We start from the raw sequence: 13,151 nt of genomic DNA on the forward strand, positions 1-13,151 counted from the left end.
GGCCAGACCGGCGCACCACGTTCGGCCGACTTTGGGGCTCATCACATCTATGGCACCCCTACTGAAGGCGACCCCGGGCGGACCGTCCGCCCGACACGTCGTCCGGGACCCCAAGCCCACCCGCCCGGCCCAACACCGGGCCCCTCAGCGGCCAGAACCGGGGCCCCCGGGTGCGCGGAACGCCCCCGCGTACCGGCGGTTTCCGTATCCGCGTTCGACCTACGCCGCGGCGCATGGTTGCCGGAACGCACCGGTTCGAGTCGTAATCACGCTCGCCCCCTTCCCAACGCCTACTGTGACGCGCGACACTCTCGGGCGCATGAGATCGCCCACCACACCTTCAAAAGTGAGGGCACGTTATGTCCCTTCAGGACGAATTGACGGCGGTTGAACGCAGCCTGGACGGTCTGGCCCGTTCGGTGGGACGGCTGGAGGCGCAGCTCGACGCCTGTCTGGACATCCGCCGGCTCCGCAGCGACACGGACCATCTGCGCGAAAGCCTGACCCTGCTCAAGCAGAGTGTGGCGGCCGGTCCGCCCCGCCGTCCGAGCGCCGTCGTCGAGGAGATGGTGACGATCCCCGACGCCCCGTACAACGCCGCGCTGTGGACCGATGCCGAGGACGAGGGGCTCGGCTCCAGGAACGGCCACGCGCCCTGACGACGCAGCACGAGTCCCGCTCACCGCCCCTCATCCCGTCCCGCCCCGCCCCGGCGGTGCCTTCGCCGCCCCCGCCCCGACGGAGCGCCCTTCACGGAGACCGACGTTGGCCACTGGCACCGAACCCTCCCCACCAGCGCCCGCGAACGGTGTGCACACCGCCTCGCGCGCCGCCATCCCCGCCCGTCATCTGCGCACCGACCGCTGGTGGCTGGCACCGGCCGGCACCGCCGCCGGACTGTTCGCGTTCATCGTCTACTCGACCTGGCGGGCGTTCGCGAACGCCGACTACTACCACGCGCCCTATGTCTCACCGTTCTACTCGCCCTGTCTGGCGGAGAACTGCCGCACCATGCGCGGCGGCCCCAACTGGGAGCTCTTCGGCAGCTGGTGGGGCCTGTCCCCCGCGCTGCTCATCCTGATCTTCCCGCTGGGCTTCCGGCTGACCTGCTACTACTACCGCAAGGCCTACTACCGCGGCTTCTGGGCCTCGCCGCCGGCCTGCGCGGTCGCCGAGCCGCACAAGAAGTACACCGGTGAGACCCGCTTCCCGCTGATCCTGCAGAACATCCACCGCTACTTCTTCTACTTCGCGGTGCTGGTCGCGGGCGTGCTGACCTACGACACGGCGCTCACCTTCCGCGACGAGAACTACGCCTGGGGCCATATGGGCCTGGGCACCCTGGTCTTCCTCGCCAACATCGTGCTGATCTGGGCGTACACCCTCTCCTGCCACTCGTGCCGGCACATCATCGGCGGCCGGCTGCGGCACTTCTCCCAGCACCCGGTGCGCTACCGGCTGTGGGGCTGGGTCGGCAAGCTCAACGAGCGGCACATGCTGCTCGCGTGGTCCTCGCTGATCAGCGTGGCCGTCGCCGACTTCTATGTCTTCCTGCTGGCCAGCGGGGCCATCACGGACCCGCGTTTCTTCTGACGACAGCATCTCCTAAGGAAAGGTGTGCCCTCTGATGGCGCATGTGGACCGGCAGGCATGGGACGTGGTCGTGGTGGGCGCCGGCGGCGCCGGGCTGCGTGCCGCCATCGAGGCCCGCGAGGCCGGCATGCGGACGGCCGTGATCTGCAAGTCCCTGTTCGGCAAGGCGCATACGGTGATGGCCGAGGGCGGCATCGCCGCCAGCATGGGCAATGCCAACGAGCACGACAACTGGCAGGTGCACTTCCGCGACACCATGCGCGGCGGGAAGTTCCTCAACCAGTGGCGGATGGCCGAGCTGCACGCCCGTGAGGCCCCGGACCGGGTATGGGAGCTGGAGACCTGGGGCGCGCTCTTCGACCGCACCGCGGACGGCCGGATCTCCCAGCGCAACTTCGGCGGCCACGAGTACCCGCGCCTCGCGCACGTCGGCGACCGTACGGGCCTGGAGCTGATCCGCACCCTCCAGCAGAAGATCGTCTCGCTGCAGCAGGAGGACGAGAAGGAGTTCGGCGCGTACGACGCCCGGCTGAAGGTCTTCCAGGAGTGCACGGTCACCCGGGTGCTCACGGAGTCGTTCAGCGGCTCCGCCGCGGGGTCCGGCAGGGTCTCGGGCGCCTTCTGCTACGAGCGGGAGTCCGGGCGCTTCTTCGTGCTGGAGGCCCCGGCGGTGGTGCTGGCCACCGGCGGTATCGGCAAGTCCTTCAAGGTGACCTCGAACTCCTGGGAGTACACCGGCGACGGGCATGCGCTGGCGCTGCTGGCCGGGGCGCCGCTGATCAACATGGAGTTCGTGCAGTTCCACCCCACCGGCATGGTCTGGCCGCCGTCGGTCAAGGGCATCCTCGTGACCGAGTCGGTCCGCGGGGACGGCGGGGTGCTGCGCAACAGCGAGGGCAAGCGCTTCATGTTCGACTACATCCCGGACGTCTTCAAGGACAAGTACGCCCAGACCGAGGAGGAGGGCGACCGCTGGTACGAGGATCCGGACCACAACCGCCGCCCGCCCGAACTGCTGCCCCGCGACGAGGTAGCCCGCGCCATCAACTCCGAGGTCAAGGCGGGCCGCGGCTCGCCGCACGGCGGCGTCTATCTGGATGTCTCCACCCGGATGCCGGCCGAGGTGATCAAACGCCGGCTGCCGTCGATGCACCACCAGTTCAAGGAGCTGGCGGATGTGGACATCACCGCCGAGCCGATGGAGGTCGGCCCGACCTGTCACTACGTGATGGGCGGGGTGGACGTGGACCCGGACACCGCGGCGGCGATCGGCGTCCCGGGCCTGTTCGCGGCCGGTGAGGTGGCCGGCGGGATGCACGGCTCCAACCGGCTCGGCGGCAACTCGCTGTCCGACCTGCTGGTCTTCGGCCGCCGGGCGGGGCTGCACGCGGCCGAGTACGCACAGTCGCCGGCCGAACGGCCGGCCGTCGACCCGCTGCAGATCGACGCGGCGGAGGCGGAGGCGCTGCGCCCCTTCAGCGCCGAGCTCGTCGAGGCGGACACCGTCCGCGAACCGGGCCCGGCGGAGAACCCGTACACCCTGCACCAAGAGCTCCAGCAGTCGATGAACGACCTGGTCGGCATCATCCGCAAGGAAAGCGAGATGTTCGAGGCCCTGAAACGGCTGGCCGATCTGCGGGTGCGGGCCCGGCGGGCCGGCGTCGAGGGGCACCGGCAGTACAACCCCGGCTGGCATCTGTCCCTCGATCTGCGGAACATGCTGCTGGTCAGCGAGTGTGTGGCGCGGGCGGCGCTGGAGCGCGAGGAGAGCCGGGGCGGGCACACCCGCGACGACCATCCGGCGATGGACCGTACCTGGCGCAACATCAATCTGGTCTGTGAACTCGCCGACCCGCAGGGCGACGCGCGGGCATCCGACGCGGCACTGGGCCAGATCCGCCTCTCCCGCCGCGAGACCCCGCCGATCCGCCGCGACCTGCTGGAACTGTTCGAGAAGGACGAGCTGGCGAAGTATCTGACCGACGAGGAGCTGAGCCGGTGAGCGTGTCGCAGGAAGAGCAGCAGCAGTCCGGCGTCTACCAGGCGCACTTCCGGGTCTGGCGGGGCGACACGGACGCCGGGGACCTGGAGGATTTCAAGGTCGAGGTGCACGACGGCGAGGTGGTGCTGGACATCGTCCACCGCCTGCAGGCGACCCAGGCACCCGATCTCGCCGTGCGCTGGAACTGCAAGGCCGGCAAGTGCGGTTCGTGCAGCGCGGAGATCAACGGGCGGCCGCGGCTGATGTGCATGACCCGGATGTCGGTGTTCGACCGTACGGAGACCCTCACCATCACGCCGATGCGGGCCTTCCCGGTCATCCGCGATCTGGTCACCGATGTGTCGTTCAACTACACCAAGGCCCGCGAGATCCCGGCGTTCGTCCCGCCCCCGGAGCTGGGCCCCGGTGAGTACCGGATGCAGCAGGAGGACGTGGGCCGGTCGCAGGAGTTCCGCAAGTGCATCGAGTGCTTCCTGTGCCAGGACACCTGCCATGTCGTCCGGGACCACGAGGAGAACAAGGAGGCCTTCGCCGGTCCGCGCTTCCTGATGCGGATCGCCGAGCTCGACATGCACCCGCTGGACGCGGCCCCGGAAGCCGGTCTCGACCGCAAGCGCACCGCGCAGGACGAGCACGGGCTGGGCTACTGCAACATCACCAAGTGCTGCACCGAGGTCTGCCCCGAGCACATCAAGATCACCGACAATGCGCTGATCCCGCTGAAGGAGCGCGCCGCGGACCGCAAGTACGACCCGCTGGTGTGGCTCGGGAACAAGATCCGGCGCCGTAGCGAATGACCGGGCGGGACGCGGGCGGGGGCCCGGGGCGCGCGCCCCGGGCCCCCGCCCGCGTCCTCGGATCGTCAGAACCTCAGCCCCTCAGCCCCTCAGAACAGACTCAGCAGCGCTTCGGCCGGATCGACCGCCGCCGACTCCCCGTCCGGCAGCGCGAGTTCGAACCACACGGTCTTGCCGCGCGGGGTGCGGCGGCTGCCCCAGCCCTGGCTGAGCAGCCCGACCAGCTGCAGTCCGCGGCCACCCTCGTCGGTGTCCCGGGCCCGGCGGCGGCGCGGCTGGGCGAGATCGGCGTCCCAGACCTCGCAGACCAGGGAGCGGTCCAGCAGCAGCCGCAGCCGGATCTCGCCGTGGCCGTGCCGTAGCGCATTGGTCACCAGCTCGCTGACCAGCAGCTCCGTGGTGTCGACCAGCTCCTGCAGGCCCCAGTCCGTCAGCTGGTCACGGGCGAGCTCGCGGGCCCGGGCCACCGAACGGGCCTCCGGCGCCAGGCTCCAGTCGCCCACCGCGTCCTTGGGCAGCCCGTGCACCCGCGCCATCAGCAGCGCGATGTCGTCCTCGCCGTGCGAGGTGTCCATGGCGCTCAGGACCTGGTCGCAGGCGTCCTCCAGCGGACGGTCGGCGTGCGAGAGGGCGGTGCGGAACGCCTGCAGCCCCTCCTCCAGCGGATGGTGGCGGGACTCCACCAGACCGTCGGTGTAGAGCGCCAGCAGCGCCCCGTCCGGCAGCTCGACCTCGATCTCCTCGAACGGTTCGCCGCCCACCCCGAGCGGCATCCCCGGCGGCACGTCGAGCAGCAGAGCGTCCTCGCCGTCCTCGACCAGCGCCGGCGGCAGATGCCCGGCGTTGGCGAACGTACAGCGCCGGGTGACCGGGTCGTAGACGGCGTAGACGCAGGTGGCGAGGTAGACCTCGGAGAGATCGGCGGTGGCGGCGGAGCGCCGCTGCTCGCCCGTGCCCTCGCCGGCCCCGGACCGGCTGCGGGCGGAGCGCGCGGTCGACGACCTGCCGTCGCCGTCGCCGCCGAGCCCGCGGGCGATCTCGTCGAGCGCCGACAGCACCTCGGCGGGCTCCAGGTCCAGCAGCGCCAGGGTCCGTACGGCGGTGCGCAGTTCCCCCATCGCCACGGCGGCGCGCAGCCCGCGTCCCATGACATCGCCGACGACCAGCGCCGTACGGTGGCCCGGGAGTTCGATGACATCGAACCAGTCGCCGCCGACCTCGGTGGCGGTGGTGCCGGGCAGATAGCGGCAGGCGATGTCCAGACCGGCGGCCTCGGGGTCGCCGGGCGGCAGCAGGCTGCGCTGCAATATCAGGGCACGCTCGTGCTCCCGGCGGTAGAGGCGGGCGTTGTCGATGCAGACCGCGGCGCGCGCGGCCAGTTCGACGGCGAGCGCGGTGTCGCGCTCCCCGAAGGGCTCGCTGCCCTTCGTACGGGAGAACTGCACCAGTCCGACGACGGTGTCCCTGGCGACCATCGGGACGGCGAGGGTGGAGTGCACCACCGCGCCCAGCTCCGGTCCGTCGTCGCTCTCCCGGCCGGGGATGATCTGTGCGTGGGCGGTCCGCAGCGCGCCCGCACAGGGGGAGTTGAAGGGGTAGCGGTGGACGGCGCCGACCGCGACCGGCCCCGGCGCGTCGCCGAGGACACCGGGGGCGGCGAGCGGGGCGTCCGACACGGCGCTGGCGAAGGCGACCCGGCGCAGCTCCGCGCTGCCGTCGCTCATGCCGGGCGGCGCCTCGTCACCCGCCAGCAGGCCCTGGTAGAGGTCCACGGAGGCCAGATCGCAGAACTGCGGGACGGCGACGTCCAGGAGGGTGCGGGCGGTGGTCTCCAGATCGAGGGAGTTGCCTATCCGGGCGCCGGCTTCGTTGAGCAGGGCGAGGTTGCGGCGGGCGTTGGCGGCCTCGCGCTCGGCGCGCCGACGGCCCGTCACATCGGCGGCCAGCGCCGCGACACCGATCGGGCGGCCGCTGGCGCCGTGCAGCCGGTAGAGCGAGACCGCCCAGCGGCGGCGGTCCTCCTCGCCGGGCGCCATCCCGACCAACTGCATCTCGGTGACCGGCTCGCCGGTGTCCAGGACGCGGCGCAGCGCGACGGTCATCCGCTCGGCCTCGGAGCGCGGCAGGAAGTCGTGCGGGCTGCAGCCGCGGTACTTGCTCGCCGGACCGCCGAAGACCGTGGCGAAACGTTCGTTGACCCGCAGCAGCCGCAGATCCGTACCGAACAGGGTGAAGCCCATGGGAGATTGACCGAAAACGGCCTGCGAGGCGGCGAGGTCGGTCTCGATGCCGCGCAGCGCGCGGACATCGACGACGAGGCAGACCGCGGCCCGCTCGCCGTTCTCGTCGCGCGAGGGCATCACATAGATCTCGGCGAGCCCGTCGGCGTCCGTGCCCTCTCCACGGCGGTAGGGCACCAGGCCGGTCCACTCCCGGCCGTCAAGGATCTCGGACACCTTGCGGCGCCCGGTCGCCCGCAACTCGCGGGGGACGAAGGCCTCGACGGGGTCCTTGCCGAGTGCGTACCGCGCGGGTATGCCGAGCATGTCCTCGGCCCGCTCGCTCCACTGGTCGATCCGCCCGTCGGGGCCGAGCGAGAAGGAGGCCACGCGAATGTAGTCATAGATCGACCCGGGCCGGCTGCTCTGCCACACGGGCGGGCCTTGCAGCTCACGCGCGTGTGGGCGGCCACCTGGATCACCGGAGCCGTCCGCACCGCCCTGACCCTCGGCCTGCGCGGGTTCTTCCCCGCCAGATGACATCTCGCTCACGAGCCCCGTCCCCTCCAGCTCATCGTGCCCGGACCGGACCCGCCTGAGTATCCAGCACCTCGACTATCCGGAACACGGTCTTCACGATCACAGCACAGTCTCGATCGCAGGTCATCGACGGAATGTCGATGAATTGGCAACGATCAGACCCACCTGTCTCCTAACCAGCCACCGACAGCTCGAACCACACTGTCTTGCCACTCTTTCCGCGACGGGTCCCCCACCGCCGCGAACTGCATGCGACCAGCTGCAATCCACGGCCTCCCTCGTCGTCGGGAGCGGCGTCGCGCTCTTGCGGCGGGTCGGGCAGCGGATCGGAGACCTCGACGAGCAGCCCGTCGGTGTTGAGGAGCACCATACGGACTCCGATCGGCCCGCTGGCGTGACGCAGGGAGTTGGTGACGAGCTCGCTCACGAGTAGTACGGCCATGTCGGCGGCGCCGTTCAGCCCCCAGTCGTCCAGCACCTGCCGCACCGCCGTGCGGGCCGTGCGCACCGCCCCGGGGTCAGCCGGAAAACTCCATTCGGCACTGGGAGCACCGGAGGCCCTGCCGCGCCTGCGGACGTTCCCGGAGTCCGGCTCCGGGACCCCTGCCGCTGCGCTGTCGCTCACGCCGATCACATCCCAGCCCGATGGCAATCCCCGTCGCCTTGCCTGCATCGAAGGGGTCATTCAGGACATACCCGCTATGTATCCCTCAGTACCGCCTGCAGCGGCGCACTGTGGCACAAATGAAACATATCGGCGTGCTGGAGTGAGGCGGTGCGGGCGGGCAGTACAGGCGGACGGGCAGCACGTACAGACCGGCAATGCAGACGGACGGGCAATGCAGGCAGACGGGCAGCGGAGGCGGACGGGCAGCGGAGGCGGACGGGCAGCGGAGGCGGACGAGCAGCGGAGGCGGACGAGCAGCGGAGGCGGACGAGCAGACCAGCTCGCCGAGGGCGTCCGTACGGGCAGGGGGCGACGGTGTGCGGTCACCAGTCGCCGGTCACCGGATCCGGCACACGAAGCCGGCCTGGGCCGCGTACGGGGCCCTCAGGGCCGCGCACGGGGCCCGGCTCGGCGACTACGGCCGCAGGCTCGGCGCCCCGGCCGTCCCCGCCAGCCGGCGCATCGCCTCGGCCACCGCCGGGCGGTCCTGGTCCAGCCAGTCGACCTGGGACTCCTCACCGGGCAGCAGCCAGCGCAGCTCATCGTGATCCTGCAGAGGCCGCGGCGCCCCGGACAGCAGCCGGGCCGTCCACACCTGCAGGACATAGCCGGGCCGCAGCACCCACTCCCCCGGGATCCGCTCCTGGGCCGCCGCCTCGATACCCAGCTCCTCGCGCAGCTCTCGCTCCAGCGCCTGCTCGGGTGTCTCGTCGTCTTCCACCTTGCCGCCGGGCAGCTCCCAGCGGCCGGCCAGTGCGGGCGGTGCACTGCGCCGTGCGGCCAGCAGCCGCCCGCGCTCGCACACCGCTCCGCCCACCACTACGCGCACGGTCGTCATGCGCGGCAGCCTACGTGCCCCGCCCTCGTCCCGCTTCCCGCTCGCCGCCTCTCAGGTCGCCGCCCGGTCGGCCTTCTCGACCACGTAAAGCTGCTGGTGGCCGCGCGTTCCGAGCCGGTCGGCCACCCGCTCCGCCTCCGCTCGGGTGGCATAGCGGCCCACGCGATACCGGTTGCCGCCTTCGTCCTGGCGGATGACGAGCCAGGGGAGCACTGCTCCGCCCTCGGTCATTGCGCCCCTCCGTCCGCCGCGTAGCGCGCCGTCGCACGCCCCTGGTCTGCTGATGCCGAAATCGCAATCCGCATATGCCCGAGCCTACGCCCGACCTTTACTCACCGGATATGGATTTTCACAAAGAGATACCGAACCGGCCACCCGCGGGCCCCCGGCGTACCGGAAGCGGCCTGCGAGTGGCCGGTGGTCCCGAGGAGTCCCGGGCGATGTACGAAGTGGTGTGGAACGGGCGCGGCTCAGGCGCCGACGGGTGCCTTGGCCTCTTCGGCCTGGGCAGCCGCTTCCTGCTCCGCCGCATGGCTCTCGGCCTCGGCCTGGAGCAGCGTCGGGTTACGCCAGGAGCTGCGCACGCCCCAGTAGTAGAAGGCGAGACCGATCGCGGCGACCAGGAGGATGTCCCAGCCCTCGGGCAGATAGCCCTTGCCGCCGAAGTCCTTGCCGCCCAGGTACGAGACAGCGGCCATGACCAGCAGATACGCCACCATCCAGGCACCGGCCTTGAGGTGCGGACGCAGCTCTGCCCACGGCTTGCGGCCCTGGGTCAGCGGCTTGCCGATCTCGTACCAGGCCCAGACCGGCAGTCCGACGGCCATGATCAGGATGACCTTGCCGGTCAGCGGCCAGCGGCCCCAGTACAGGACCAGCGAACCGAAGATCATCGCGATCGGCGCGATGACCGGCATCGCCCGCAGCTTGACCGGCCGCGCGAGGTCCGGCGACAGCCGGCGCAGCGACATCACCGCGACCGGTCCGGTGATGTACGAGATGACCGTGGCGACCGAAACGATCTCGGCGAGCGAGCCCCAGCCGCGGAAGACCGCGAGGAACAGGAAGGCGATCGCGAGGTTGAGCAGCAGCGCCGGACGCGGCACACCGGTCTTCTTGTCGACCTTGCCGAAGATGCCGGGCAGATGACCGTTCTCCTGCACGCCCTGGATCATGCGCGAGGTGGTGGCCGCGTAGATCATGCCCGTACCGGACGGCGAGACAAAGGCGTCCGCGTACAGCAGCAGCGCCAGCCAGTTCAGGCCCCAGGCCACCGCGAGGTCGGCGAGCGGCGAGTTGAAGCCGAGCGAGGCCCAGCCGCCGCCGGCGGTCAGCTTGTCGCCGGGCACCGCCATCAGGAACGCGACCTGCAGGGCGACATAGATGACCAGCGCGATCACGATCGACCAAACGACGGCCTTCGGCAGCGACTTGCCGGGGTTGCGGGCCTCACCGGCCATGTTCAGCGGGGACTGGAAGCCGTTGTAGGCCCAGACTATGCCGGACACGGCGACGGCGGTGAAGACCGAGCTCCAGCCGTTGGGCGTGAAGCCGCCGTGGTGGGTGATGTTGCCGGTGTCGAAGTGCGCCACCATCAGCGCGCTCGCGGTCAGCACCGGGACCACGACCTTGAAGACCGTGATCGCGGTGTTGGTCTTCGCGAACAGCGAGATGGCGAACCAGTTGAGGAAGAAGTAGAAGATCAGCAGGATGCTGGCGAGCCCGACGCCGGTGCCGGTCAGCTCCTTGCCGTCGTAGAGCGCATGCGCCCAGCCGAAGTCCCAGGAGCTCATGTACTGGACGGAGGCGGTGGCCTCACCCGGGATGACCGAGACGATCGCGATCCAGTTCGCCCAGGCCGCGAGGTATCCGGCGAGCGAACCGTGCGAGTACTGGCCGTAGCGGACCATGCCGCCGGCCTTCGGGAACATCGAGCCGAGCTCGGTGTAGGTGAGCGCGATCGTGAGGGCGACGAGCGCCCCGATGAGCCAGGCGAGAATCGCGGCCGGGCCCGCAATCGCGGCGGCGCGTTCGGCTCCGAAGAGCCAGCCGGAGCCGATGATGGACCCGAGACCCGTGGCGGTCAGGGCGATGGTCCCGAGGGACCGACGGTAATTCGAGTGCGAGCCCTGCTCTGCGCTCGGGGTCTTCGTCGTGCTCACGTGCTTGGTCTCCTGGTCTTCCCCCGTGCCGTGCACAAACTTCGCCATCGTAAGAGCGAATCGAGGCGTCGGCTTCCCACAGCAGCCAGAAAAAGGCCTGTAGTTGAGGGTCTGTGAGTTATCCAACACAAGGTTTCAGCCATATTTTGTGTGCGAATAGCCACAAACTGGACACTCGCCAGAGAACCGGGACCGGGATCAGGGCGTCTCGCGCCCGCGTACGGAGGATGCGGGAGCGTTTTGCGCACGCGTATGGGGCTCGGAAAGGGTCTCGCGCAGGTGCCGGCGCAGAGGGCAGGTGCCGGCACAGAGGTGGGCGCTGCCGCTCGCGCACCGGGGTGCGGGAGCGGCAGCGGAGCTTCGCGGCTACTTCACCGGCAGGTGGTACGTGACCCGGTACCGGTCCGCGAGGGTGACGACATCGGCCGTCTCGACCGGCCTGCCGCCCGCGAAGTACGTACGCGAGACGACCAGGACGCCGTGCCCGGGGACCCCGCCCAGCGTCATGGCCTCCTCCGCCAGCGCGGGCCGCGCCCCGACCTCTTCGACGACGTTGTCCACCACCACATCGATGGCCGCCATCCGCTCGACCACGCCGCGCCCCGCCAGCGGCCCCTCCTCCGGCAGCATCACGGGCGTCCGCCCGGTCACCTCCAGGGGCTCCCAGGAGGTCGAGAGCATCGACGGCTCCCCCTCCGCCCGGAAGACATAGCGCGTCCGCATCACCTTGGCGTCCTGCGGGATGCGCAGCCGGGCGGCGATGGCAGCGCCGGCCGGCTCCTGCTCGCTGTGGGACTCCCAGGTGCCCCGCACCCGCTCGTCCGTCTGCTCCTGCCGGAACGGCGTACAGCCGCCCGCCGAGTGGAAGCCGACGCGGGCGATACGGCGCGGGACGGGCTGTTCGCGTACGTAGGTTCCCGACCCCGAGCGGCCCTCGACCAGCCCCTCGGCCATCAGGACCTTGCGCGCCTCCAGGGCGACGGTGTCCGAGACGCCGTACTCCTCGCGGATGCGCGCCTGGGAGGGAAGGCGGGTGTGCGGCGGCAGCACCCCGTCGACGATCTTCTGGCGCAGGTCGCCGGCGACGCGGAGGTATGCGGGCTGCTCACCGAAAGGCACGTGCCCCTCCCAACAGCTTGACGGTGAGCAACAGCGTGGCAACCGCGCGTTGCCGATCGCAAGCTTGGGCCAGATATTCACCTGATGTGATGAAACCCAGCTCAGCCCGTGTAAACGACCGAGGCCGGGCACCATGGGTTCTCGTACCCCCACCCCGCGCCACCCCACCCTTCCTTTCCACCCGGTAGCCGCCACCCATGCGTGTCACGATCGAAAAGGAAGCACGGTCGAGCCGGAGCGAGCAGCACGGTCGAGCCGGAGCGAAGAGACGCCCGAACGGCGCACGGCACACGGAACGCACGGCAGGCCGCGGTCGTGGGACACAGCAGACAGAAGACGGCACAGCACCCGGCAACGGAACGCGGGACGCGGTATCAGGACGCGAAGGAAGGGACCCCATGCCCGCCGAACCCCAGCTCTCCCCCATGCCCAAGGACTGGCAGCGGGCACTCGCCGTCGTCGCACACCCCGACGACCTCGAATACGGCGCCGCGGCCGCCATCGCCGAATGGACCGCCGCGGGGCGCGAGGTCAGCTACCTCCTGGTCACCCGCGGTGAGGCCGGCATCGACGGACTCGCGCCCGGGGAGGCCGCCACGGTCCGCGAGACCGAGCAGCGGGCCGGCGCCGCAGTGGTCGGCGTCCACACCGTCGAATTCCTCGACCACCACCACGACGGCATCATCGAGCCCGGTCCGGCGCTGCGGCGTGATCTGTCCTCGGCCGTCCGGCGCCACCGCCCCGAGCTGCTGCTCACCCTCAACCACCACGACACCTGGGGCGGCGGCCACTGGAACAGCCCGGACCACCGGGTCGTCGGCCGCGCCGTCCTCGACGCCGCGGGCGACGCCGGCAACCGCTGGATCTTCCCCGAACTCGCCGGCGCGAAGGGCCTGGCGCCCTGGAACGGCGTCCGCTGGGTGGCCGTGGCGGGCTCCCCGCACCCCACGCACGCCGCGGAGGTCGGCCCCGGCATCGACCGCGCGGTCGACTCACTGGCAGCACACGGGGCGTACATCAGGGGCCTGCGCGGCGCCGAACAGGACCCGCACGCGTACGCCCGCACCTTCATCGAGCAGATGCTGCGCACCGGCGGCGAACGCTACCGGGGCCGCCCCGCCACGCTCTTCCAGCTCTTTCCCCGCTGAGCGCCCGCTTGAGCGCCCGCTTGAGCGCCCGCTTGAGGCCCGCCAAGGGCTCTCCCGGCGCCTCCC

Annotated in this window: 11 protein-coding genes; 5 read left to right on the forward strand and 6 right to left on the reverse strand. The window is 70.7% G+C overall.

Features of this window, described 5'->3' with window-relative positions; genetic code table 11:
• Nucleotides 1-359 precede the first annotated feature (359 nt).
• The 4 genes from OHS81_RS12130 (at nucleotide 360) to OHS81_RS12145 (ending at nucleotide 4,392) form a co-directional block, all read left to right on the forward strand.
• Nucleotides 360-659 carry a hypothetical protein gene (locus OHS81_RS12130; protein ID WP_328384798.1) on the forward strand — a complete coding sequence of 100 codons (300 nt, stop codon included), beginning with the start codon at nucleotides 360-362 and terminating at the stop codon, nucleotides 657-659.
• Between the two features lie 106 nt (nucleotides 660-765).
• Nucleotides 766-1,593 carry a hypothetical protein gene (locus OHS81_RS12135; RefSeq protein ID WP_328384799.1) on the forward strand — a complete coding sequence of 276 codons (828 nt, stop codon included), beginning with the start codon at nucleotides 766-768 and terminating at the stop codon, nucleotides 1,591-1,593.
• A 34-nt stretch (nucleotides 1,594-1,627) separates the two neighbouring features.
• The gene (locus tag OHS81_RS12140) at nucleotides 1,628-3,595 is read left to right on the forward strand and encodes a fumarate reductase/succinate dehydrogenase flavoprotein subunit (protein ID WP_328384800.1); all 1,968 of its coding nucleotides are present in this window, start codon (nucleotides 1,628-1,630) and stop codon (nucleotides 3,593-3,595) included.
• Nucleotides 3,592-4,392, forward strand: a complete 801-nt coding sequence (locus OHS81_RS12145) for a succinate dehydrogenase/fumarate reductase iron-sulfur subunit (protein ID WP_328384801.1) — start codon at nucleotides 3,592-3,594, stop codon at nucleotides 4,390-4,392. Before OHS81_RS12140 ends, OHS81_RS12145 begins: the two co-directional genes overlap by 4 nt.
• A gap of 89 nt (nucleotides 4,393-4,481) precedes the next feature.
• On the opposite strand, the gene OHS81_RS12150 is transcribed toward OHS81_RS12145, so the two are convergent.
• The 6 genes from OHS81_RS12150 to OHS81_RS12175 all read right to left on the reverse strand — a co-directional run bounded on the left by OHS81_RS12150 (nucleotide 4,482) and on the right by OHS81_RS12175 (nucleotide 11,937).
• Nucleotides 4,482-7,046 (reverse strand): SpoIIE family protein phosphatase, encoded by a 2,565-nt coding sequence (locus OHS81_RS12150; protein ID WP_328384802.1) that lies wholly within the window; start codon nucleotides 7,044-7,046, stop codon nucleotides 4,482-4,484.
• Between the two features lie 277 nt (nucleotides 7,047-7,323).
• Nucleotides 7,324-7,785, reverse strand: a complete 462-nt coding sequence (locus tag OHS81_RS12155) for an ATP-binding protein (RefSeq protein ID WP_328391085.1) — start codon at nucleotides 7,783-7,785, stop codon at nucleotides 7,324-7,326.
• Nucleotides 7,786-8,233: 448 nt separating this feature from the next.
• Entirely contained in the window at nucleotides 8,234-8,656 is a 423-nt protein-coding gene (locus OHS81_RS12160; RefSeq protein WP_328384803.1) for a (deoxy)nucleoside triphosphate pyrophosphohydrolase, read from the reverse strand.
• A 51-nt stretch (nucleotides 8,657-8,707) separates the two neighbouring features.
• Nucleotides 8,708-8,887: an SPOR domain-containing protein gene (locus OHS81_RS12165; RefSeq protein ID WP_328384804.1), complete on the reverse strand. Its 180-nt coding sequence runs from the start codon at nucleotides 8,885-8,887 to the stop codon at nucleotides 8,708-8,710.
• 239 nt (nucleotides 8,888-9,126) lie between these two features.
• The gene (locus OHS81_RS12170; RefSeq protein WP_328384805.1) at nucleotides 9,127-10,866 is read right to left on the reverse strand and encodes an APC family permease; all 1,740 of its coding nucleotides are present in this window, start codon (nucleotides 10,864-10,866) and stop codon (nucleotides 9,127-9,129) included.
• A 318-nt stretch (nucleotides 10,867-11,184) separates the two neighbouring features.
• Nucleotides 11,185-11,937, reverse strand: coding sequence for a GntR family transcriptional regulator (locus OHS81_RS12175; RefSeq protein ID WP_328384806.1), 753 nt, complete (start codon nucleotides 11,935-11,937; stop codon nucleotides 11,185-11,187).
• A 398-nt stretch (nucleotides 11,938-12,335) separates the two neighbouring features.
• On the opposite strand from OHS81_RS12175, the gene OHS81_RS12180 reads away from it, so the two are divergent.
• On the forward strand, nucleotides 12,336-13,085 hold the full coding sequence (locus tag OHS81_RS12180; protein WP_328384807.1) for a PIG-L deacetylase family protein: 750 nt from the start codon (nucleotides 12,336-12,338) through the stop codon (nucleotides 13,083-13,085).
• The last annotated feature ends 66 nt before the right edge of the window (nucleotides 13,086-13,151 follow it).

The organism is Streptomyces sp. NBC_00400, assembly GCF_036048035.1.
In the GTDB taxonomy this organism is placed as follows: domain Bacteria; phylum Actinomycetota; class Actinomycetes; order Streptomycetales; family Streptomycetaceae; genus Streptomyces.